Raw genomic sequence first — 25042 nt, forward strand, 5'->3', positions numbered from 1 at the left:
CGGATACCTCTTATTTTAGAAAGTCTTCACGTACTGGAGAGAAAACATCCATCAGAATGCTGCCGTCTTCAAGTGCAACCGCACCATGTACAAGATGTTTTTTAGCGATGTAAGCGTCACCAGCTTTTAGTACACATTTCTTACCATCAACTTCCGCTTCAAAGCTGCCTTTTACTACGTAGCCGATTTGATCATGAATTTCATGAGAGTGAGGAGCGCCAATTGCACCTTTGTCGAACTCCAGGTGTACTGCCATTAGATCGTCAGTGTAGCCAACGATTTTTCTTTTGATGCCGCCACCAAGTACTTCCCATTCATTTTCATTAATCATAAAGAAAGGATTCATAACATCTCCCGAGATTTGTTCAATACTTAACACTAATGTAATGGCGAGTATCATAACCTCTCTTTTGCTAATTGTCATACAATAAGTTTTGAGTAATGAGAGGTTCATCAAATTTAGTGTAAGGAGTTGTTTCCGCATTAAATGCCGGTACCTCTCGCGATGCTATATGTAATAGGGTGCCAGAGTGCATTTGTGACCTATCCCAGCATTTGTTGTTTTCACTCGTGCAAATGGGCTTTATTTGTATTATTTTATATATAAATGAGATTTGCTTGTTGGGAGAACTTCGTGCATACATCAGTAACACAGCCGATTTTAATGACAGATGCTGAAATCGCTGAGCTAAAAAAAGAGTTAGGGCGCGACACTTTAATGGGTCGTACCATCGCTAAACATATCAAAGAGACGGAAGCATTTATGGCTTTAGAGCTAGATGTTCCGGGCCACGGTGAAGCGGGCGGTTATGAACATAATCGTCATAAGCAGAACTATCAGTATATGAACCTGGCGGGTCGCCTGTTTTTGGTTACTGGTGAAGAAAAGTACGCGAAGTACGTAACTGAACTGTTAGAGCTATATGCAGAAAAATATCTGACATTTGGTTTCCATGTTCAGAAGAATACTAACCCAACAGGCCGTTTGTTCCACCAGATCTTAAATGAACACGTTTGGCTGATGTACACCAGCCTTGCTTATTCCTGTGTGGCTTCATATATGGATGAAGAACAGCGTCACCGTATCGTAGAAAAGCTGTTCAAACCTATGCTTGAAATGTTTACTGTGAAGTATGGACATGATTTTGATCGTATTCATAACCATGGTATCTGGGCTGTTGCAGCCGTAGGTATCTGTGGCCTGGCTGTAGGCAAGCGCGAGTATATGGATATGTCCGTGTACGGACTTGAGAATAACGGCACAGGTGGTTTCCTGGCTCAGATTTCTCAGCTGTTCGCACCTTCTGGTTACTACATGGAAGGACCGTACTACCACCGTTATGCGATTCGCCCTCTGTGTGTATTTGCCGAAGTGATTCATCGCCATATGCCTGAAGTCGACATCTTTAATTTCAAAGATGGTGTAATCGGCACAACGGTTCAGGCGCTGCTTTCGACCGCTTACCCGAATGGTGAGTTTCCTGCTCTTAACGATGCTTCGCGCACAATGGGCATTACCGATATGGGTGTTCAGGTAGCGGTATCTCAGTATGCCAAACACTATTCTTCGAAAGATAGTGGTTCGCAAGAGAATGGCTTGGATGAAAACCTGCTAGGTATGGCGAAAATTCAGGGGCAAGTATGGATGCATGCTTGTGGTCTTGAGCTTTCACGTGCATTAGAAGGTAAAGAGGAAGAGATTGGTCTTCCATGCTGGCCGAGTGTCGAACTCAATGAAGGCCCAGATGGCGACCGCGGTGCACAAGGCTTTGTTCGCATGCCGGATCAGTCTGGTGATGTTTTCCAGCTAGTGATGAATTACGGTCAGCACGGTATGGGGCATGGTCACTTCGATACGCTTGGTATTTCGTACTTTAACCGTGGTCAGGAAGTGCTTCGTGAATACGGGTTTGGTCGCTGGGTAAACGTTGAGCCTAAGTTTGGTGGTCGTTACCTGGATGAAAACAAGAGCTACGCTCGTCAGACAATCGCTCACAACGCTGTGACTATTGATGAAACCTGTCAGAACTACTTCGATGTTGATCGTGCTGATTCTGTTCATGGCCTTACGCATTTCTTTAAAGTCGACAGTGAAAATGCGCGTGGTATGAGTGCATTTGCCAACGATCACTTTGATGGTGTGAAGCAGCAGCGCACGGTACTAATGGTTAAGCTGGACGATCTTGAAGCGCCTCTGCTGGTGGATCTGTACCGTTTAATTGGAGAAGGTGAACACCAGTACGACTATTCTCATCAGTACGAAGGTCAGATTGTTCGTACTAATTTCGAATACAAAACCAATACTGAGGTTGAAACGCTGGGTGATAAAGATGGCTACCAGCATCTTTGGAATATGGCTTCGGGAGATTGCGGTGAACTGGCGTTGGTTAGCTGGCTGCAAAACAACACTTACTATACCTGGCTTGGCACTAGCTCAAACGCAAATGATGAGGTGATCTTTACCCGCAGTGGCGCGAACGATCCATCATTTAACCTGAGAAGTGAAACCGGCTTTATTCTTCGCACTAAAGGCGAAGACACTTTGCTGGCATCTGTACTTGAAACACATGGCTACTTCAATGAAGAGTTTGAACAGTCAGTTTCTGCGCGCGGTGCCGTAAAAGAGATTGCAGTAATTGCACACAATAATGATGGTTCTGTTATCGAGATTAAGACTCACGCATCTAAGGTCATTGTGATGGTGAGCAATCAGCAGGATGTTGATGATAATACAGAACATAAAGTAGAAAAAAATGGCGTGACCTATACGTGGAATGGTCAGTTTGCTATCGAAACCATGGCAGTTAGCCAGGAGATTAAATAATGACTTATCAGCCTCTGCTGTTGAGCTTTGAAGAAGCGGCACAACTTCGTAATGATCTGGGTAAAGAAACCATTCTTGGTAAAGCACTTGCTCGTGATATCAAACAGCTGGATGATTACATCCAGACGGTTGGAATTGAAGTTCCAGGGCATGGCGAAGCGGGCGGTTATGAACATAACCGTCACAAGCAAAACTATATCCATATGGATATTGCTGGTCGTTTATTCCTAATTACGGAAGAGCAGAAGTACGGTGATTACATCGTAGATATGCTTTCAGCTTATGCGGATGTATACCCGACACTGGAAAGCAACGTTAGCCGTGATACTAACCCTCCGGGTAAGTTGTTCCACCAGACTCTGAACGAGAATATGTGGATGCTTTACGCCTCTTGCGCATATAGCTGTGTTTTCCACACGCTTTCTGACGAGAAAAAAGCATTTATCGAAACGAATCTGTTCCAGCCAATGATCGAGATGTTTGTGGTTACTTACGGTCATGATTTCGACATCGTACACAACCACGGTTTGTGGGCGGTTGCTGCTGTTGGTATCTGTGGTTACGCGATTAACGATCAGGAATCAGTAGATAAAGCGCTGTACGGCCTGAAACTGGATAAAGTAAGTGGTGGCTTCCTTGCTCAGCTTGATCAATTGTTCTCGCCTGACGGTTACTATATGGAAGGCCCGTATTACCACCGTTTCTCACTACGCCCTATCTTCCTGTTCGCAGAGGCCATTGAGCGACGTCAGCCAGAGTTGAAGATCTACCAGCACAACGATTCTGTTATTAAGACAACGGCGGCTGCGGTAATGTCTACTGCATTCCCTGACGGCACGCTTCCGGCGTTAAACGATTCGTCAAAGACCATCAGCATCAATGATGAAGGCGTGATCATTGCGACATGTGTTAGCTATCAGCGTTATGAACAGACTGATACGCTAGTGAGCATGGCGAATCACCAGCAAAATGTCTGGGTACATACTTCAGGCCAGACGCTATCCAATGCTGTTGCACAAACAGAAGATATCAAACCATTTAACTGGGGTAGCCTGTACGTTACTGATGGCCCGAAAGGCGAAAAGGGTGGTTTGACTATTCTACGTCACCGTGACAGCCAGGATGACGACACAATGGCACTAATGTGGTTTGGTCAGCACGGTTCTGATCATCAGTACCACTCTGCACTTGACCATGGTCACTATGATGGTTTGCACCTGAGTGTGTTTAACCGCGGTCACGAAGTGCTGCACGACTACGGTTTCGGCCGTTGGGTAAACGTAGAGCCTAAGTTCGGTGGCCGCTACATTCCTGAGAACAAGTCTTACTGTAAGCAGACAGTTGCCCACAACACAGTAACAATTGATCAGAAAACCCAGAACAACTTCGATACTGCAACGGCAGAATCTCGATTTGGCCAGAAGCATTTCTTTGTCGCTGGCGATGAAAAGCTACAGGGTATGAGCGCGACTATTGAAGAGTACTATGAAGGTACTAAGATGCAGCGCAGCGTAATTCTTGCTGACCTTGAAGGGTTCGAGAAACCACTGGTTATCGACGTATACCGTATCGAAGCGGACAAAGAACATAGCTACGATCTACCTGTTCATTACAAAGGTCAGATTATCCGTACCGACTTTGACTACCAAATCGAAAGTAAGCTAGCGCCAATGGGTGATAACTTTGGCTACCAGCACCTGTGGAACCTTGGTTCAGGTGAAGTAGAAGGAAGCTCGCTGGTTAGCTGGCTGCACGATTCTAGTTACTATTCATTAGTGACCAGTGCAACTAAGGAATCAAAAGTGTTCTTTACTCGCACAGGTGCCAATGATCCAGACTTTAACCTAAGAAACGAACCAGCGCTGATTTTGCGCCAGTCTGGCAAGGATCACGTGTTCGCTTCAGTACTAGAAACACACGGATACTTCAATGAGTCTATTGAAGCGTCTGTTGGTGCTCGTGGCCTGGTTAAGAAAACCGAAGTTATCGGACATAACGAAACAGGTACGGTAGTCGCAATTCATTTGGAAAGTGGCAAAACTTACAAGGTTGCCATCTCTAATCTTGAAGAATCTGCACAAAATGAGAGCCACGAAGTCTCGTTTGGTGAAGATAAATACGAATGGTCGGGACCATTCGCGATACTTTGATTGTTGTAGTTGTATTAAATTTGGCCGGTGAATATTACCGGCCTTTTTTTTTCTGTACTTACTGATAGCTGTGGTGAATTTCTAGTCTCTATTTATATGGGGACTGTGGATTTATTTTTACATTAAGTTCATACCATTATTCCACTCATTAATATCTTTTCTTCATTTTCTTATCATTAATCAGTATTGATGCGATCTAACTCTGCTTTCGTCAAAAATGACTGCTAAATATCATTTTTAGTGAAACTTTTTCGAAAATGATGCTAAATTATATCCGCGGTTTCATTCCGTGCTTTTAGGTAAGTATTGAAATTTAAATAAGACAAAAATAAGTCAGAGAAATAAACATGAATAAGAAGTTCCTAACTGTTGCTATTTTCGGCGCTTTGTACACAACATCTTCTGTAGCAGCAACGCTATACTCGAACGAAGGCACTACTCTATCTGTAGGCGGTCATATGTCTGTTGCACTAGATAGCCACGGTGGCAACAGCGCAAATGGCACAAACGCAAATACTGACACTGAAAATGAAGTGGGTATTTCTAGCCCTTCTCCACGTATCAACATCACTGGTATTCATGAGCTAGGCAATGGTTACACTGTAGACGCTCGCGGTGAGTGGGCTACAAACATGCTTAACGGCGGTGAGAACGCATTTACTACTCGTCTTGGCTATCTTGGTATCTCTCATGAAGATCACGGCCGTCTTGTTATCGGTACTCAGTGGGCACCATACTACAATGTGGCTGGTGTAGCAGATATGCCAATCTCGTTTGCCAACGACTTTATTTACAATAACCACGGTAACCTAGGCACAGGTCGTGGTAACGATATGGTGAGCTACCGTAACAGCTTTGATTTCAACGACACGATGTCTGTAGACCTTGGTGTTGCATGGCAGGGTAAAAATATCTCCACGAACAGCACTACTAGTAGCGTGAGCGCTGTATACGATGATCGCGCTCAGGTTGCTCTTACTCTGAATGTTGCTAATTTTGCTCTTGGTTACGCATACAACGGAGGTGACTTCACTTTCACTCCTGGTGCAAGCACAAAAGATAAAGCAAAATCTAACCTTGTAAGTGCTAAATACGGCACGTACGGTGAAGGTCTTTACGCTGCAGCGGTATACGCGAAGAACGAAAACATGAACAACTACAAGAAAGGTGATCTAGTTAACTCTGAAGCACTTGCTAAAGAGTCAACAGCAACTGAATTTGTTGTAGCTTACGCATTTAGCAACAGCCTAAACCTAAGCGCTAACTACGAGCGCGTAGAAGATGACAAGCTAAACGATACCATCCGTAAAGAGTCTGCAATTCAGGCTGAATACAAGTTTACTCCTAAGTTTGTTGGCTTCTCTGGTTACCAGTTCGATCTAAACGATAAGAAAGGCCGCAAGAAAGACGACATGTGGAAACTTGGTGTTCGTTACTACCTATAATTAACACTTATAATTCACGCCAAATAAATCCTTTCCTCTCTGCCCGGTAGAGGGGAGGATTTATTATCCAAAACACCCATTTACGAAATTATATTTTTAGGTAATCTTAGTTTAATATTTTATACGAATGTCAATATGCGAATTATATAATATTTGATTGAGATTTAACCGCATTAGAAAAGCGCTATTACATTACCGAAAAGGCATTTCATCCCTTTGTTTACAAGGGCTCGTTATAGCGAGATCTTCTGTCCAAGTAATTAATATTGATTGTTTATCTATTAAGATCAGGAAACTTTCTCTTATTTTAATGGTAACTTATCGCCTGTCTTTTATCCCGCTTATATTTGGATATATTTGACGCAAGTAACATATAAAATATAAATCAGAGAAGTAAAAATGAATAAGAAATTATTAACAGTTGCTGTTTTGGGCGCTTTATACACAACATCTTCGGTAGCAGCTACTTTATACGCAAATGAAGGCACTACTCTATCTGTAGGTGGTCACATGTCTGTAGCACTAGACAGCCACGGCGGTAAAAGTGCAGACGGCACAAATGCAACTACAGATACAGACAATGAAGTAGGTATCTCTAGCGTTTCTCCTCGTATCAACATCAATGGTACACACGAAATCGGTCACGGCTACACTGTAGATGCACGTGGTGAATGGGCGATGAACATGCTAGATGGTGGTGACAATGCATTCACTACTCGTCTTGGTTACATCGGCATCACCCATGAAGACAATGGCCGTTTGGTTGTTGGTACTCAGTGGGCTCCTTACTACGATGTGGCAGGTGTTGCAGATATGCCAATCGCTTTTGCTAACGATTACATCTACGATAACCACGGCAACCTTGGTACTGGTCGTGGTAACGATATGGTGAGCTACCGTAACGGTGTTGCGTTTAACGAAACAGTTTCAATAGATCTTGGTGTTGCTTGGCAGGGAAAAAATATTGCTACCAATGAAGATGATAGCGAATTTGTCGAAACAGCTTACGGTGACCGAGCTCAAGTTGCCCTTACTCTAAATGTTGCTGATTTTGCTCTTGGTTATGCATACAACGGTGGTGATGTAACTACTGTGGCAACTGAAGTAAAAGACAAAGCAAAATCTAACATCGTAAGTGCTAAGTACGGTTCATATGGCCAAGAAGGTCTTTACGTTGCTGCGACTTATGCAAAGAACAACTACATGAACACTGGCTGGGATGGCACTGCTGCAGAAAAATCAACTGCGAGTGAACTCCTTGTAGCTTACGCTCTGGGTAATGGTTTGAACCTAAGTGCTAACTACGAAGGCGTAGAAGACGATACAGCAGATAAAACAACTCGCAGAGAGTCTGCTATCCAGGCTGAGTACAACTTCACAGATCAGTTTGTAGGTTTCTCTGGCTACCAGTTTGATCTAAACGATCAAGACGGTCGTAAGAAAGATGACAAGTGGATGATTGGTGCTCGTTACTACCTATAATAGGTAATCCACTACCTTATATAAGTCTTTTAAAGCCCCCTCACTTGCCCGGTTGAGGGGGTTTTTGTTTGTAGCTTGGTTATCCCGGTTCCGGTTACTCAGCTATAAAACCACCCGTTTGGTGCGCCCATAGTTGGGCATAGATACCATCACCCTTAATCAGTTCCTGATGAGTGCCTTGCTCAACGATTTGTCCTTTATCTAGAACAATCAGCCTGTCCATTGCTGCTATGGTTGAAAGGCGGTGTGCGATAGCAATTACGGTTTTTCCTTCCATTAGCTTGTATAAGCTCTCCTGAATGGCAGCTTCAACTTCTGAATCCAGTGCAGATGTTGCTTCATCCAGAATCAAAAGCGGTGCGTTTTTCAATAGAACACGCGATATAGCGATACGCTGACGTTGACCACCCGAAAGTTTTACGCCACGTTCACCAACCTGAGCGTCGTAGCCTTTATTGCCGTGCGGGTCAGTCAGTGTTGCGATAAACTCATCCGCTTGTGCTTGTTTGGTTGCATTAAACAACTCTTCGTCCGTCGCATCTGGCTTACCGTAAAGGATGTTCTCCTTGATTGAACGATGAAGTAGGGAAGTATCCTGAGTCACCATACCAATCTTACTGCGCAGTGAGTCCTGGGTGACATCGGAAATTACCTGTCCATCGATCTTTATCTTGCCACTTTCTACATCATGGAAGCGAAGAAGAAGGTTTACCAGAGTCGATTTACCAGCACCGGAACGGCCAACAAGGCCAACCTTCTCTCCTGGCTTGATATTCAGGTTTAGGTTATTGATAACTCCTTTGTCTTTTTCACCATAGTGGAAGCTAACATCGTCAAACTCGATGCCTCCCTGTTCAACAACCAGTGGTTTAGCGTCTTTTTTATCGGTGATATCGACAGGTTTTGCAAGTGTCGACATACCATCTACAACAGTGCCCATATTTTCAAATAGCGAACCTACTTCCCACATGATCCACATCGACATACCGTTGATACGTAGCGCAAGGCTTACCGCGATAGCGATAGCACCAATCGTGATGGCACTTTCCATCCAGAGATAAATCGAGATTGCCGCGACGGAGAAGACCAGTAAATAGTTAGCGATTTCAACGCTAATGTTAAAGCCTGTTACCAATCGCATCTGGCGATAAACGGTATCTAAAAATCCTTCCATTCCTTCTTCGGCATATTCGGTTTCACGTTTACTGTGAGAGAAAAGCTTCACTGTCGAAATGTTGGTGTAACTATCGACAATACGGCCTGTCATCATCGAACGGGCTTCTGCTTGCTCAGATGAAACATTCTTTAGCTTAGGTACAAAATAGACTTGAACACCGATATAAATCGCCAGCCATACCAGCATTGGTATCATCAATCGCCAGTCGGCCTGGGCCAGCATGACGATGATTGAAGTAAAGTAAACACTCACATACACGAATACATCAAGTAGCTTCATCACGGATTCACGAACCGCTAAAGAGGTTTGCATTACCTTAGTTGCAATGCGGCCGGCGAAGTCATCCTGATAGAACGAAAGGCTCTGCTTTAAAAGGTAGCGGTGCGCTAACCAACGAATAGACATTGGGTAGTTGCCCAGTAATGTCTGGTGGATAGTTAGCGAGTAAATAGTGATAAGCAGAGGCATAACAACAAGTAACAACCCGCCCATTAGCCAAAGTGTGTCGCCGTTTTCTTCCATGAAGGTCTCTGGGTTGCTGGACGATAGCCAGTCGACTAATTGCCCCATAAAGCCAAATAGCGAGACCTCGATAATAGCGACAATCGTACTGAGTGATGCCATCACCAGAAGTGGGATTTCAAATCCGCGAGTATAATGACGACAAAAGGCAATTATCCCTTTTGGTGGTTGCGTAGGTTCCTCATCTGGGAATGCTTTAGTAAAGCTTTCAAATAACTTAAATAACATAATCGATCCTGACGTTTATTATTGTTTTTATGGCTTAGTATTTAGCCGAGATTTATGAAAATTGGATGGGGAGTTCAATCTTTAAACACTATCTCAAACCCCCAAAAAAAGACATAGCTCAGAGAAATAAAATAATCATTCATAATTGACTGAATTTAAATTCATCATTTATACGCAAAACTATCGGAATTAGGGGGTTGAGAAGTTAGAGTATTTGTAGTTATTGACTAATTATCCAGCCTCCTTACCTGCGGAAATCATCAGGCACCATCTCTTTTCACGGTTTTTCCCTTTCGTTGCAGCAAAAACGCAAAGATTCTGTGCGAGATTGTAAGCAATTTCAGTGAAATGTGATTTCACTCTATAAATACAATTTTCTCAACAATCATTGATAGGATGAATTGAGATGAGTTTTACTAATTTTAGTGATTTGGCTACTCAGCGAGAAGGATTACTTACTGAACGCTCGATCCACAATGCAGATTGCGTTGTTATGGTGCCACCAAAAGAGTTTTGTTATAACGCCGAAACGGCAGTCGATAACGAGTTCATGCATAAGGTTGATCTCACCAGTGAACAGGTTCGCGCTAAAGCGATGAATGAATTTCACGCTATGGTTGCCGGTTTGCAACTCGAAGGTGTTCAGGTTATTGAGTTCGATTATCCACCAGGAGACATAGAAACACCGGATGCGGTTTTTCCAAATAATTGGTTTAGCACAACGTTGCAAGGGGATCTGTATGTGTTCCCGATGGCTTGCGATAACCGTCAGGAAGAAGTTCGCTCAGACGATCTTATCAGCGCGTTAAACGCTTCTGGCAGACGGGTTGTGGCTCAGGATTCACTGGTTGGTTATGCCAAACAAAATGCGTTTCTGGAAAGTACAGGTGTAATGGTAAAAGACCATGTGAATAAAACGATTTACGCTGCGCTCTCACAACGTTGTGACAGAGAAGTGCTCGAGGACTACGCAAGTCGAATAGGGTATAGAGTGATCTCATTTCAGACGGTATTGCCCTCAGGGCAGCCGATTTACCATACCAATGTGATGATGGCGATCGGAGAAGAGTTTTGCGTAATTTGCGATGAAGTAATTCCAGAGTTTGAACGTCGTTATGTAGTAAAAGAGCTGGCAAAAACCAAGCAGGTCATATCCATATCTCTGGAACAGATGAATCAGTTCTGTGGCAACATTGTTCAGCTAGAAAACTGCAGAAGCGACAAAGTAATAGCAATGTCTCGGTCGGCGTTTGATGCGTTCACACCTGCCCAAAGAAACCAGCTATCTGTTCATGGTAAGTTGCTTCCATTTAATGTCTCAACCATTGAAAGTATCGGCGGTGGTTCGGTGAGATGTATGCTAGGAGAAGTGTTTTTGCCGAACAAAATCAAATAAATATTATTGAGTTACAGCATCTGCAACAGGGAGTGATACACTTTTCCTAGTCATGGATTGATTATGGTACGTGCTATGTTTTCTAAAATCTCTGTTGCGGTGCAAGCGTTGTTAACGGTTTCACTCTTTTATCTCGGTTATACTATCCACTCCTTTACTTCGGCTGTAATAACAGTTGTCGATACCTACCCTCAGTTAATCGAAGATGTAAACCAAACCACGGAGAAACTGGAAGTTGATCAGTGGCTGGAAGTGGCACGAACAGTCGAAGAATTGTTACCAAAAGTTATTGTCTTGGCCGAAGAGTTAGATGGAACTATTTCTGATATCAATAAAACCGTTGCGTCGGTAGATAGTAAAATCCCACAGATTCTGGATGAAGTCCGGGTTGTGCGTAGTGAGACTATTCCATCTGTTTTAAAAACAACTGACACGCTAACCAAAGAAGCTATTCCTGAGACACTATCAGAACTTAAAAGCTATCGACAGGACGTTATCCCACCTTTGCTAACTGAAGCAAATGGTTATCGACAGGGTACAATTCCTGCGATCATTTCTGAGTCAGAGGCTTTGAGAGAACAGGTGCCAGAATTACTAGCAAAAGCAGATAACCTTGTTGAAAAGTCGAAAGAAATTAGCCAAAGAGCTACCCAAGGTGCGATAGAAGGGGTCATCCTATCCCCGGTAAATATCCTTAGGGATGCCAAAGATCGGATAACGGATCAGGGGGTAGAACCACAGTAACCTTAGCTTACAAATCCAGTTCTCTAACTGATAAGCGCAAACGTTATCATGAGCTTCTTCGTTATTAATAACTAAATCTGTTGCAAATAGTTGTGCTGATTACAAAATAGAAGCTAAGGTAATCTCATGAATATAAAGAATAAACTCTATACTTTAGGAGCTGTGTCGATTTTTGGTGTTGTGATTTTGCTATTTACAACCACCCACTTTGCTCAGACCTCTTCACAATTAAGTCGTGCAAGCATGCTAGTTGCACAAATGGAAATCCGGCTTTTAAACCTACGACGGAACGAAAAGGACTTCTTGCTAAGGAAGGAACTAAAATATCTCGATAAGTTTAACAATAATGTCGATACTTTTTTGAAACTGGAGTCTGAACTCACCTCTTACCTATCTGAATACAACCTTCCTTCTAGCATTAAATTGCGCTCTGACCTTCTTAATTACCAATCTGGCTTTAATACTCTTGTTAGTGAGTTTTCCAAAAGAGGACTCAATGATGACGAACAATTGATAGCGCGTTATAACGCTGCGCGTAACCAACTCAAGCCGAGTTTATCTAGCGATGAACTTGTTAAGTTGTTTGCGTTTCATGAAAATGTTTTAGCCGGAAAGTTTGAGCCGGAATTGATACCGCCAGGTGCACGTGTTCTTTCTGATGCAGCAAAAGATTTGGTTGCGCAAAGTGAGGTCATAGGTCTGCGGTTTGATGAAGGCGCTTTAGGGAAAACCAGATCTCTTTCTCATACTATTGAAGAGCAGTTTAAGCATTTTTCTAGCTCTCTAGACCTTGCATCTGATGCGATGCTCAAAGAAATAACACTGATACAACGCGTTGTCATAGTGGTGCTTGTGATGTTGGTCTTAGGAGCTGTACTGCAGATATCTCGCACAGTTAACCGTCAGATATCTGAGTTACTGACAGCGATTCAGAGCGTTGCGCAAACTAATAATGTGTCGTTAAGAGCAAGTGTGACTAACAAAGATGAGCTTTCTCTTGTCGCAAACTATTTTAACGGTTTGTTAGCTAAGTTCGAACAGTTGATATCTGGCAGTCAGGCAAAGTCTGTTGTGTTATCTCAAAGCACCTCCAGCATGAAATGTGAGCTGGAAAATGTGATAGAGCAGCTAAAAGTTCAGGCGGAACGCACCTCGAACATGAAAGTATCTATTGAACAAATGGCTTCTACCATTAATGAGATTACTGAAAGCACGGTTGAAGCTGCTGAAGGCGCACAACAGGCTGCGGATGGCGCGGAAACGAGCCGTACTGTTGTAAGCTCGGCAATAGGAAATATTGAACAACTGTCCGAAAATCTGAATAGTAGCCAGAGCTCAATCAATTTACTTAATAACTACGTAAGCAAGATAGGTGACACGGTAGATATTATTCAGGAGATTGCGGAGCAAACCAATCTTCTGGCATTAAATGCCGCTATTGAGGCTGCCCGTGCTGGAGAACAAGGACGAGGATTTGCAGTGGTTGCTGATGAAGTTCGCGCTCTTGCGAGCCGAACGCATCAGTCTACGGAGGAGATTAGCAAGGTTGTGACCGATATCCAATCTCAAATGTCGATGGTTGTTGCTAATATTGAGGACTGTAATGAACAGGGAGTTCATACACTTTCTGCATCTGAAAAGCTTGATATTAGCCTATCAAAAATAATCGAAGATATGACCACTATGAGGACCAATTCTGAGCGCATCGCTTCTGCAATCGAAGAGCAGAGCGTTGTAATAAATGAAGTTAGTGGCTCAATCGTGGAGTTAAACGCTATCTCTGATAGCAATACATATTCAGCTCAGCAGTGTCTTTCTGAAGTCAAAAATGTTTCAGTTCAGGCCGATGAGATGAATGAGGCTGTCGCAGAATTTAAAACATCTTGATTGGTCGTCAGTCGCGAAAAGTATAGGGCGTGTTTTGCATGCCCTTCAAATAATAAAACTATTATTGAGAATCTATACAAAAAGTTCTTGTAATCATAAGGTTAAATTCAATTTGTTCTGCTAATATCATCCATTGTAGTTGGAAAGTAACCATATGGATGATGTTGAATGTACCGATATAAATCATACGCTATCGGGCTAGTGGCTTCTTTGGGAATAGCAACTATGCTATCCGGATGCTCAAAAGAAGAAGCTCCAGTCCCCGAACCCGAGTCCCGACCCGCAAAGCTGATGCCTGTTTCTGTAGGCGTTAAAGAAAGCACCAGACAATTCCCGGCAATTGTGCAAGCTGGCGACAAAGCAGTATTAACCTTTCGTGTACCAGGGCAATTGCAAAATGTGTTTGTCTTTTCAGGAGACATTGTAAAGCGAGGGGATGTACTGGCAGAGCTGAACCCAGATGAGTACACGTTACTTGAAAGAGAAGCTCAGGCTCAATTTGAATTAGCCAACGTTCAATACACCAGGATGAAAAAGCTTCGTAAGGATAGAGTCGTTTCGGAGCAGGATTATGACCAGGCTCTGGCGAACTTTAATTCTAAGAAAGCCTCTCTTAGTCAGGCAACAGCAAATCTCGGATATACCAAGTTAATAGCTCCTTATGATGGCACCATTTCCTATATTAACTCTGAGAACTTTGAGTTTGTTGCGGCGAGTCAGGCTGTGATGAATATCCAAAGCACCACGACTTTAAAAGTGACCTTCCAACTACCCGACCATTTATTGCAGCGAATAAGTAGCTCCAGGGCGGGTGGAAACGAAGTGCCAGGGAATCTTGCAGAAGTTGTTTTTGATGCCTTTCCTGAAAAATCTTACCCGCTGACTTTTTTTGAGATAGATACAGAAGCGGATGCTAAGACTGCCAGTTATAAGGTCACTATGATTTTAGATATGCCTGAAGACGCGGGTGTTCTTCCGGGTATGTCTGGTCAGGTAACTGTCTATTTCCCTCAGACCAGTGCTACTCGTATCCCTGATAGTGCTGTTATCAATGACTCTGGTTCCGAGTATGTCTGGCGGATCAACGATGAGAGTTTGGCGGAAAAAGTGGCGGTGACTCTGGACGAAGGAGGACGAATTGTTTCAGGTCTTGATGATGGTGACAAGATCATCGTTTCTGGAGTCAGTGGCACTGAAGAAGGTATGAAGATCCGCGAATGGATCAAGGAAGGAGGGTTGTAGAATGAAGAATATCTATTTATTAGCAATTCTTGGCGCGTCCTTTCTGATAGCGGGTTGTGGAGAGGCTCCTTCAGCTGAGAAAAAGCTCCACCAAAAGTTAGAGTACTTCAATTAGGAGATGGTACATCTGGTAAATCAGATAAGTCCTATTTCCCGGCAATCGCGAGTGCAGCAGACCGTTCTCACCTGGCTTTCAGAATTTCAGGAGAAATCAGTAAGCTAAATGTTAACGAAGGCGATAAAGTCTCCAAAGGGCAGGTGATCGCGGAACTTGATCCTACCGATTTTAAGCTGACGGTTGATAACGCTCAGGCGGCGTACACGGTAGCGAATAGCCAATATGAGCGTTCAGCCCAGTTGGTTGAAAAAGGCTTGCTTGCTCAGTCACAATTCGATGAGTTGGCAGCACAGCGTAAACGAGCGAAAGCAGAACTCGATCTTGCCAAATTACGACTTACGTTTACCAAACTTCGGGCGCCAATGGATGGGATTATTTCCCGAATCAGTGTAGAGAAGTTTGAGAACATTCAGGCAGGGCAACAGATTGTGAATATTCATAATCTGAATGCTGTAGACATTGTCGTTCAGGTTGCCGATCAGGCATTTGCTAATCGACGTGATATCGACCTAAGGGCACTGGAAGCTCTGGTTAGGGTTGATTCCGGAGAAGAGTATACGGCGACGCTAAAAGAGTTTACCACCGAGCAGGATCCTAACACTGCAACCTATACGGTAACTCTTACGATGCCTATGCCGGAAAATCAGTTAATTCTTGATGGTATGGCTGTGGAAGTGACGGAAAAAACGGAACTACCGGGCATTGAGGTCTCATCCATTATCAATATTCCGATAGAGGCAGTAACTAACCCTGATGGGGAACTTCTTGATAGAGAAAACAAGTTCGTCTGGGTGGTGAACGAAGATAACACGGTAACCAAAACCAAAGTTGTAACTGGTGAAATTGCGTTTGAAAAAATACAGGTATTAAGCGGTTTGGAACAAGGACAGAAACTGGTTGTTGCCGGGTTAACTAGGCTAACTGACGGTATGGAAGTATCACCGATTGAGCAGGAGGCGAAGTAATGAGTGAGCAAAAGGTGCAAGCCAATACTCAAATTGGTGCTAATGGTAACAATGATGAAGCTGTAACGGGTGTTGCTGCTTACTTTATCAAAAATAAGGTGATTAGCTGGATGCTATCACTGATCTTCCTGATTGGTGGAGCTTCAGCATTTTTCGAGTTAGGCCGATTGGAAGACCCTGCCTTTACTATCAAAGATGCAATGATAGTAACCTCTTACCCTGGGGCTACTCCAACTCAGGTAGAGGAAGAAGTCACCTACCCAATAGAGAAACAGATACAGCAGTTAGTCTATGTTGATGAGGTGAAATCTGTATCCAGCAGGGGCTTGTCTCAGATAACGGTCACCATGAAAAACAACTATGGGCCGGATGACTTGCCTCAGATATGGGATGAGTTGAGAAGAAAGGTTAATGACCTGAAAGCTCAGCTTCCACCAGGGGTAAATGACCCGCTTGTTATTGATGATTTTGGTGATGTATTTGGCATCCTGCTCGCCGTATCTGGTGAAGGATACGATTACAAAGAGCTTCTGGACTATGTTGATTATCTTCGCCGTGAGCTAGAGCTTATTGATGGTATCGGTAAGGTGAGCATCTCGGGCAACCAACAAGAGCAGGTTTTCATTGAAATCTCGATGAAGAGGCTGAACACGTTAGGTATTTCACCAGACACCGTCTTTAGCCTGCTTTCTACACAGAATACGGTTAGTGACTCTGGTGCTTTGCGTGTCGGTGATGAATATGTACATATCCACACTACTGGTGAGTTTCAGGATGTAGAGCAGTTGGGCGATCTGATTCTTAATGAAGCAGGTGCTCAGGGGCTAATCTATCTAAAAGATGTGGCGGAAATTAAACGCGGTTACGTTGAAGTTCCGAGCAACATTATTAACTACAACGGGCAGCTGGCATTGAATGTGGGTGTATCGTTCAGTCAGGGGGTAAACGTAGTAGAAGTTGGTCAAAGATTTAACCGCCGACTTGCAGAGCTAAAATATCAGCAACCTGTTGGTATCGATATATCCGAGGTGTACAGCCAGCCGAAAGAAGTTGATAAATCCGTTAGTGGGTTTGTCGTCAGTCTTGGGCAGGCCGTTGCTATTGTTATCGTTGTTTTGCTGTTCTTTATGGGACTTAAATCAGGTTTGCTAATCGGGCTTATCCTGCTTCTTACCGTATTAGGCACCTTTGTCTTTATGCAGTATCAGGGTATAGAACTTCAGCGCATTTCGTTAGGTGCTCTGGTTATTGCGCTGGGGATGCTGGTGGATAACGCCATAGTGGTGGTTGAAGGGATACTCATAGGAACACAAAAAGGCAGAACCAAACTTCAGGCAGCAACAGATATTGTTACTCAGACTAAATGGCCGCTATTGGGGGCAACGGTAATTGCTGTAACGGCATTTGCACCTATCGGGCTTTCTGATGATGCGACAGGTGAGTATTGTGGAACCCTGTTCTCCGTACTGCTTATCTCACTGATGCTGAGCTGGTTTACTGCGATTTCATTAACGCCTTTCTTTGCGGATCTGTTCTTTAAAGAGACAACCCCATCAGAAGGGAATGAGGAAGAAAAAGACCCTTATAACGGTATGATCTTCGTGGTCTATAGAGGCTTCCTTGAGTTCTGTATGAAACGTGCGTGGCTGACGGTTGCTGTTCTTATTGGTGCTTTGGCTGCGAGTATTTATGGCTTTGGTCACGTTAAGCAGTCTTTCTTCCCTTCATCAACAACGCCAATGTTCCTGGCCGATGTATGGCTGCCAGAAGGAACGGATATACGTGCGACCAGTGAAAAACTAAAAGAACTGGAAGGGTGGTTATCGGAGCAGGAAGAAACGGATCATATTACCGCTACGGCAGGTAAAGGTCTGCAACGCTTTATGCTGACCTATGCTCCTGAGAGTAGTTACGCGGCGTACGGTCAGCTTGCAATTCGTGTGACTTCATTTGAGGTTCTGGATGGGCTGATGAAGCGATTCAGAAGCCATGTAGAGGCTAACTATCCTGAGATTCAGTACAAGCTTAACAAGATAGAGCTTGGTCCTGGAGGTGGTGCGAAGATCGAGGCCAGAATTGTAGGCTCGGATCCAAATGTGCTGAGAAGTATCGCAGCACAAGTGATGGATATTATGCGTAATGACCCAGGTGCGACCAATATTCGTCACGACTGGCGTGAGCGTACTAAGATCTTTGAGCCTGTATTTAATGAGAGTCAGGCAAGACGTTATGGTATTACTAAAGCCGATCTGGATGATTTTCTAAGCATGTCTTTCTCAGGAACAACGGTTGGTGTTTATCGTGATGGCACAACATTAATGCCGATTATTGGCCGACTACCGGAAGATGAGCGTTCTTCTATAAGTGCAATTCAAGGAATGAATATCTGGTCTCCGGCGATTGGTGACTATATTCCAATCGGTCAGATTACTCAGGGTTACGATATGCGTTGGGAAGACCCAATCATTGTACGTAAAGACCGTAAGCGTGTACTAACTATCATGGCTGACCCAGATATTCTAGGCGAAGAAACGGCAGCGACTCTTCAGGGCCGCTTACAACCACAGATTGAGGCCATTGAGCTACCACCTGGTTATGCTCTTGAGTGGGGTGGTGAATACGAGTCGTCTGCTGATGCACAGAAGTCACTGTTCGAAACCATGCCTCTGGGTTATCTGTTTATGTTCCTTGTGACCGTATTCCTGTTTAACTCAGTGAAAGAACCTCTCATCATCTGGTGTACGGTTCCGTTGGCTATCATAGGTGTTACAACAGGCCTGCTGTTGCTCAATACGCCATTCGGCTTTATGGCGTTGTTGGGCTTCCTGAGCTTGTCAGGGATGCTGCTTAAGAACGGTATCGTCTTGTTGGATCAGATTGAGATTGAGATGAGGTCTGGTAAACAGCCATATGTTGCGATTGTCGATGCAGCTCTAAGCCGTGTTCGCCCGGTTTGTATGGCGGCGATTACTACGATTCTGGGTATGATTCCGTTGTTCCCGGATACCTTCTTTAAACCAATGGCGGTGACGATTATGTTCGGTCTGGGCTTTGCAACAATCCTGACCTTGATAGTGGTTCCTGTGCTATATCGTTTGTTCCATAAAATAGAAGTTGTGAGTGAGTAGAAAGGCTCTGACGACACCAAATAAGAAGGGCCAAACCCAAGGATAGGTTTGGCCCCTTTTCAATTAAAGGAGCTAGTCAAAAAGCTCAATCACCAGCTTATTATCTTTGATCACCAGATTTGGGTTAGAGGACTTAAGCATCGCTTCCTGAACCTTGTTGCTGTCCAGCTTGTAAACTGGCTTATTAGAAAGTGCTGTACTTATCATAGCAACCGCGGGCTTCAGAAAAGTTTCTATTTGTGGGGTAAGCAAATTATTGCGCTCTTCAAACTTTTCCAGACGGAGCGACTTAAGGAAAACCTCTCCACTTTCTTTGCTGTATTCAGGGATAGCGCTGAACTCTAAATCTAAGTCCAATCCTAAATCCGGACTACTTAGCAGTTGTACTTTGGCATTCGTGTTGGCAAAAACCGAGATTCGGTCTTTATCAGTTCGCCCAATCTTGATAGCCAGGTCATCTACCGCAACCTCTGCATGCATTATGTTCTGAATGCCAATAGATTGCTCAAGAGCAACGTTTTCTTGTAAGTAGTCCGTCATCTCTTGCTCGGTAATGCTGTAACTGGCACAGCCCGAAAGAGTGAGAAGAAAAACAGTTAAAGGGAGAGTTCTCATTAGTTTAGTAAACATAGAAATTCATGCCTGTTTTTTTCGAGTCTTCTTACCTTAGTAGCTTGAACCATTGTCTACAACCTATTTTTGCTGTTTTATAGAAATATTGAATATTATTTCTCAAGAGGTTTATATTATTTTTATTGTGATTACCTAATACTGGTATATTTGATCTTAGTCTCGTGCATAGAATAAATAATATTCAATTGACATTAAATTAACATAAGCCTGGGAACTTGTTCTTACTATATTCATGGTATCGATGTTGAATTTCTAAAATGAGGTGAGACTATGAATAAAGTTATTAACATGATCGGAATGTCTATAATCGCTGCTAAATATGCTATCTTTGCTTTACTAGCAGGTGTCACTTTTTACACGGGTATCAGTACTGCAGAAACAATGCTGCTTGTTGGTATCGATGGTAATGAGTAACCAATTGATTAATATAAGATAAAATCTTCTGAAAAATCTTTAACTTCACATGGGCAGTTGGAAGCAACTGCCTTTTTTGTACCTGAAATCGAGTATATCTGAGCCTTTTTAAGTGTATGCGGGGAAATCCCCCTCATAAGTGGTTTTCCTTATAAGGTTGGATTCAATAAAATACGCTCATCAGTTAATAAATATTAACAACTGAAGAAAACTATTTGCCATCAGAATAACTACTTTAATTTTTAAGTATACGTTTCCTATTGACTCTAGTTTATTAAATGCTTTTTTAAAAAAGGTAATGTATATATTTATTTGGAGAAAATAATGACAAAAAAGTGGTTTTCCGAGCAGGTAGATAATACCTTGGAAATGATGGGTACAACTATCGAGCAAGGTTTATCTGCTGAGGAAGTAAATAATCGACATAATCAATACGGTAGCAACGAACTAGAAGAGCAAAATAAGAAAACGGCTCTTGAGTTGTTCTTGCATCAGTTCAAAAACCCATTGATTTTTATCCTTGGTATTGGAGCAGTGGTTTCTTTCTTTACCGGGCATTTGGTCGATGCGGTGGCTATTACCGTGATCATCTTTATCAACGCAATCATTGCTTTCTGGCAGGAGTTTAAAGCCCAGAAAGGAATGGAGGCACTTCGTGAAATGGCGGCGCCTGTTGCTCAAGTTAAACGTGGCGGCGAGTGGGTTTCCGTTCCAGCGAAGGAGTTGGTTCCTGGTGATATTTTAAAGATCAATACAGGCGACATTCTTGCAGCTGATGTTCGAATTCTGGAAGCGAATCGTCTATCCATTGATGAAGCGGCGCTGACTGGAGAATCAGAACCTGTAAACAAAAAGTCTTCAGCCCTTGAAGGTGAAAATATTGGTCTGGGCGATCAGAAGAACATGGGCTTTATGACGACCATGGTGACCTCTGGTACTGGTTTGGGTGTTGTAACCGCTATCGGTATGAAAACCGAAGTTGGCCATATCGCGGATATGATGGCAAACACTGAAGAGACCAAGACTCCGATGCAGGTTCGCATGGATACTATTGCTAAAACGCTAATGTTTGCTGCGTTGGCTGTAGTTGCCATTATCTGTGCATTTGGTCTGTATCAGGGTATGCCTTGGCTTGAGATCCTGAACACGGGTATTTCGCTTTCGGTAGCAGCGATTCCAGAAGGTTTGCCGACGGTAATCTCTATCGTCCTGACCATGGGTTCAACCCGTATGGTTAAAAGCAACGCACTGGCGAAGCAGCTGTCTGCAATTGAAACGCTGGGTTCCACCACCGTTATCTGTTCAGACAAAACCGGTACGCTAACTCAGAACCAGATGCAGGTGATGAAGGCTTACGATGCAAATGGCCGTTTCTGGAATGTTAGTGGGATTGGTTTTGATCCTAGAGGTGAGTTTGTAGCAGTTGACCATACAACCGATGTGGAGAACAGCCCTGAAATGTTGCATGGCCTAACGGTAGCGACGCTTTGTAACGATGCGGAATACATCAAAGATGGTAGCAACTCTAAAGTACGTGGAAATCCAACTGAAGGCGCTCTGATTGTTGCGGCAGCGAAAGCTGGACTTGATCAGAAGAACATGCTTGAGAGCGGTGCATTCACTATCAAAGAGAAATTCCCGTTCGACTCTGAGCGCAAGATGGCATCGGTCATTGTACAAACTGATGACGGTAGACATTTCCTCGCTATCAAAGGTGCTCCGGATGTGATTCTAAGCAAAGCGTCTGGCTTTATGAGCGATGGTGAAGTGGTTGCGGTGAACACAGTGGCAACAGACGGCAACCTGGCACTCGCACCAAGTCCTGCTGAAGAACTGGTCACTATGTACGAAGCGGCAATTCAAGAGTTTGCGCATGACGCGCTGCGTACTCTGGCTGTTGGTTATCGTGAACTGTCTGAAGCGGAGCTGGAAAAAGATCATACCGAACTTGAGAGGGATGTAACGGTTCTTGGTCTGTTTGGAATCATGGACCCACCACGTCCGGAAGTGAAGGATGCCGTTAACAGCTGTTTCGATGCGGGTGTTCGCACGGTAATGATTACTGGCGACCATGCATTAACTGCAGCAGCGATTGCAAGACAAATTGGGATTATCCGTAGCGAAGAAGACCTTGTTGTAACCGGCGTTGAACTGGATGAAATGAGCGATGAACAGCTGCAAGAAATCTGTCCGAAAGTAGCGGTATTTGCTCGTGTTACCCCGGAGCACAAGCTTCGTATCGTAAAAGCGCAGCAGTTCAACAATGAAGTTGCGGCAATGACGGGTGATGGCGTGAATGATGCACCTGCACTTCGCAGAGCTGATATTGGTGTAGCAATGGGTATTACAGGTACTTCCGTCGCGAAAGACTCCGGAGATCTGATCCTATTGGATGACAACTTCAGCACGATTGTTAAAGCTGTGCGTCAAGGGCGCCAGATCTTCGACAATCTGCGTAAGTTTATTCGTCAAGCACTAACGGCAAATGTAGGTGAAGTATCGGTAATCCTGATTGCCTTTATGGTGATGGGACCAGAGACAATTCTGCCACTAACACCGCTAATGATTCTTTGGATCAACCTTGTCTCAGATGGTCTGCCAGCGTTAGCGCTAGGTGTTGAACCGGAAGAAAAAGATTTGATGGAGCGCAAACCGCGTAAGCGTAACGAGAGCTTCTTTGGCGACCACCTTGGTATCAGAATCCTGGTTCGCGGCTTAGCGTTAGGTGGAATGAGCTACCTGGCATTTAGCTGGGCACTGGAAGCAGGTCACAGCGCAGCTTACGCGCAAACAATGGCGTTCACCATGCTGATTTTTGCTCAGCTATGGCACCTGTTTGACTCGAGAACGTTTAGCTCGATCTTCCGTAAGAACCCATTTACTAACAAGTATCTGCTAGGAGCAGTAGCGCTTTCATCAGTGCTTTCACTAAGCGTGATCTATTCGGGTATCGGCCAGATTATCTTCGGTACTGAGGCTCTAAGTGGTGCGCATATGTTCGGCATCATTATGGCGTCATCTCTGCCAACGTTAGTGATGTCTGGTCTTAAGGAGCTAACAAAAATTAAGTTTGTTTAACCAAAAGGAGGTGACTTATGGGAGACGAAAAAAGAGCAAACAAGACATTTGCCAAGTTTTTTCTAAGTCTATTTGCAGGTCTGGGTATTTTTTCTAGTTGTTCAGCCTAGTTAGTGCCTAAAGCCTGTAGGCAGCCATTGAGTTCAATGGCTGCCTTTTTAACGGTTTTTTTGGAGAGAGTTAATGCACAAAATTATTATTTATTCACTATTGCTGCTGGCGGGGCTGATACTGTCTCAGTTTTTGCCGACGGTGATCCCGGGCTACGCATCGATTCAGCCTGTTATCTTTATCGTCACTATGGTTGCGCTGAGTTACATCATGATCAATGTAGGACGCGAGTTTGAGATAGATAAAAACAACCTGAAGAAATATGGCTGGGACTATGTTGTTGCCATGACGACGGCGACTTTCCCGTGGATTGGCGTTGTTCTGTATTTTATGTTTGTTCTGTTCCCATCCTCAATGTGGACTGACGGAGATGCTTGGAAAGAGCTGTTTATTATTGGTCGTTTTGCCGCGCCTACCTCTGCAGGCGTTCTATTTGCCATGTTGACCGCAGCAGGTCTGGGTGCAACCTGGGTATTTGCCAAAGCGCGGGTATTAGCAATATTCGACGATCTGGATACGGTCTTGCTGATGATTCCTCTTACTATCCTGGTGATGGGCTGGAATCCTATGATGGGCGTTGCACTACTGTTGATGATTGTATTGCTAGCTATCGGCTACAAATACCTTCACTTATGGGATATTCCTGCAAGCGCATCTATGATTATTGCGTACTCTCTTCTGATTACTTTTGTGTGTGAGCTTTTCTACTTTAAATCGGGTGTTCACTTTGAAGTTCTATTACCTGCGTTTGTGCTTGGTTGTTTGATGAAATCACAGCATGAATCAGAGAGTGACGAGAGAGTTTCAACGGCTGTAGCTGCGTCATTTATGGTGCTGGTGGGTCTTTCACTGCCGCTTATCTTTGGTGAAGTTACTCCGGTGATGGATGCAGAAAGTGTAACGGCAGCAATGGAGCCTATGGGTAAGCGAGAGATTGTTAAACACGTGCTGTTTATTACATTAATTGCAAATGTCGCGAAGATGTTCCCGCTGTTCTGTTACCGCAAAGAAGCCTCGCTTAAAGAGCGTTTAGCGCTTTCTCTGGCAATGTGCCCGAGAGGTGAAGTGGGTGCTGGTGTTATTATGATCTCGCTGGGTTACGGTATGGGTGGCCCGGTAATTACTATAGCAATGTTAGCATTAGCACTGAATCTAATGATGACGGGTGGGTTTATTATTGCGGTTCGGAAGTTAATTGAGCAGCAGCCTGAAAATATACCGCTTAAACCTATTCAATCCCAAGTTTAACTACCAACTAAATAGCCCTGATTTATTTCGATATAATTCAGGGTTTTATAGATTTCTTTCGTTTTTGTTCCTTTATATCGTGTTCCAATAAGTATATATAAAACTTTCCCAATCCTTTTTGCGTATCTTCTTTATATTAATTTTCTTTTAGTTCAATAACTTTGAGCTAGCTAATATCACCAATATATACTCAAGTAACCTAAGATGTAGGATTTAGAGCTGCATCTTAAGCTGTTGGGTGTGTATTGAT

The 25042-nt window shown here is 43.7% G+C and carries 15 protein-coding genes and 1 pseudogene; 13 read left to right on the plus strand and 3 right to left on the minus strand.

The genetic code is table 11. The annotated features are described in order from the left end of the window. Nucleotides 1-10 precede the first annotated feature (10 nt). Nucleotides 11-346: a cupin domain-containing protein gene (locus tag P7F88_RS09505; protein WP_277824057.1), complete on the minus strand. Its 336-nt coding sequence runs from the start codon at nt 344-346 to the stop codon at nt 11-13. 318 nt (nt 347-664) lie between these two features. Between P7F88_RS09505 and P7F88_RS09510 the strand changes: the two genes are divergently transcribed. The 4 genes from P7F88_RS09510 to P7F88_RS09525 all read left to right on the plus strand — a co-directional run bounded on the left by P7F88_RS09510 (nt 665) and on the right by P7F88_RS09525 (nt 7901). Then, complete coding sequence (locus P7F88_RS09510; protein ID WP_277824594.1) at nt 665-2824, plus strand: heparinase II/III domain-containing protein; 2160 nt, start codon at nt 665-667, stop codon at nt 2822-2824. Next, a complete protein-coding gene (locus P7F88_RS09515; protein ID WP_277824059.1) occupies nt 2824-4974 on the plus strand; it encodes a heparinase II/III domain-containing protein in 2151 nt (716 codons plus the stop codon). The genes P7F88_RS09510 and P7F88_RS09515 overlap by 1 nt, the downstream gene beginning before the upstream one ends. A 347-nt stretch (nt 4975-5321) precedes the next feature. Next, entirely contained in the window at nt 5322-6419 is a 1098-nt protein-coding gene (locus P7F88_RS09520; RefSeq protein ID WP_277824061.1) for a porin, read from the plus strand. 399 nt (nt 6420-6818) lie between these two features. After that, a complete protein-coding gene (locus P7F88_RS09525) occupies nt 6819-7901 on the plus strand; it encodes a porin (protein WP_277824063.1) in 1083 nt (360 codons plus the stop codon). A 94-nt stretch (nt 7902-7995) separates the two neighbouring features. On the opposite strand, the gene P7F88_RS09530 is transcribed toward P7F88_RS09525, so the two are convergent. After that, the gene (locus P7F88_RS09530) at nt 7996-9828 is read right to left on the minus strand and encodes an ABC transporter ATP-binding protein (protein WP_277824065.1); all 1833 of its coding nucleotides are present in this window, start codon (nt 9826-9828) and stop codon (nt 7996-7998) included. 493 nt (nt 9829-10321) lie between these two features. Here P7F88_RS09530 and P7F88_RS09535 point away from each other — a divergent pair, with 493 nt between their 5' ends. The 6 genes and pseudogenes from P7F88_RS09535 (at nt 10322) to P7F88_RS09560 (ending at nt 19308) form a co-directional block, all read left to right on the plus strand. Further along, nucleotides 10322-11224 carry an arginine deiminase-related protein gene (locus tag P7F88_RS09535; RefSeq protein ID WP_277824596.1) on the plus strand — a complete coding sequence of 301 codons (903 nt, stop codon included), beginning with the start codon at nt 10322-10324 and terminating at the stop codon, nt 11222-11224. 75 nt (nt 11225-11299) lie between these two features. Then, the gene (locus tag P7F88_RS09540; RefSeq protein WP_277824067.1) at nt 11300-11968 is read left to right on the plus strand and encodes a hypothetical protein; all 669 of its coding nucleotides are present in this window, start codon (nt 11300-11302) and stop codon (nt 11966-11968) included. A gap of 126 nt (nt 11969-12094) precedes the next feature. Further along, the gene (locus P7F88_RS09545) at nt 12095-13855 is read left to right on the plus strand and encodes a methyl-accepting chemotaxis protein (RefSeq protein WP_277824069.1); all 1761 of its coding nucleotides are present in this window, start codon (nt 12095-12097) and stop codon (nt 13853-13855) included. A gap of 168 nt (nt 13856-14023) precedes the next feature. After that, the gene (locus P7F88_RS09550) at nt 14024-15097 is read left to right on the plus strand and encodes an efflux RND transporter periplasmic adaptor subunit (RefSeq protein WP_277824071.1); all 1074 of its coding nucleotides are present in this window, start codon (nt 14024-14026) and stop codon (nt 15095-15097) included. Nucleotides 15098-15232: 135 nt separating this feature from the next. Continuing rightward, nucleotides 15233-16180 (plus strand): annotated as a pseudogene (locus P7F88_RS09555) (efflux RND transporter periplasmic adaptor subunit); the annotation flags it as partial. Next, complete coding sequence (locus tag P7F88_RS09560; RefSeq protein ID WP_277824073.1) at nt 16180-19308, plus strand: efflux RND transporter permease subunit; 3129 nt, start codon at nt 16180-16182, stop codon at nt 19306-19308. The pseudogene P7F88_RS09555 and the gene P7F88_RS09560, both read left to right, overlap by 1 nt. Nucleotides 19309-19380: 72 nt before the next feature. On the opposite strand, the gene P7F88_RS09565 is transcribed toward P7F88_RS09560, so the two are convergent. After that, the gene (locus P7F88_RS09565) at nt 19381-19938 is read right to left on the minus strand and encodes a YceB family lipoprotein (RefSeq protein WP_277824075.1); all 558 of its coding nucleotides are present in this window, start codon (nt 19936-19938) and stop codon (nt 19381-19383) included. Nucleotides 19939-20211: 273 nt separating this feature from the next. Here P7F88_RS09565 and P7F88_RS09570 point away from each other — a divergent pair, with 273 nt between their 5' ends. The 3 genes from P7F88_RS09570 (at nt 20212) to P7F88_RS09580 (ending at nt 24792) form a co-directional block, all read left to right on the plus strand. Then, nucleotides 20212-20355, plus strand: a complete 144-nt coding sequence (locus tag P7F88_RS09570) for a hypothetical protein (RefSeq protein WP_277824077.1) — start codon at nt 20212-20214, stop codon at nt 20353-20355. 324 nt (nt 20356-20679) lie between these two features. Further along, entirely contained in the window at nt 20680-23433 is a 2754-nt protein-coding gene (locus P7F88_RS09575) for a cation-translocating P-type ATPase (protein WP_277824079.1), read from the plus strand. 183 nt (nt 23434-23616) lie between these two features. Continuing rightward, the gene (locus tag P7F88_RS09580) at nt 23617-24792 is read left to right on the plus strand and encodes a cation:proton antiporter (protein ID WP_277824081.1); all 1176 of its coding nucleotides are present in this window, start codon (nt 23617-23619) and stop codon (nt 24790-24792) included. Nucleotides 24793-25042 lie beyond the last annotated feature (250 nt).

This window comes from Vibrio hannami (genome assembly GCF_029589055.1).
GTDB lineage: Bacteria > Pseudomonadota > Gammaproteobacteria > Enterobacterales > Vibrionaceae > Vibrio > Vibrio hannami.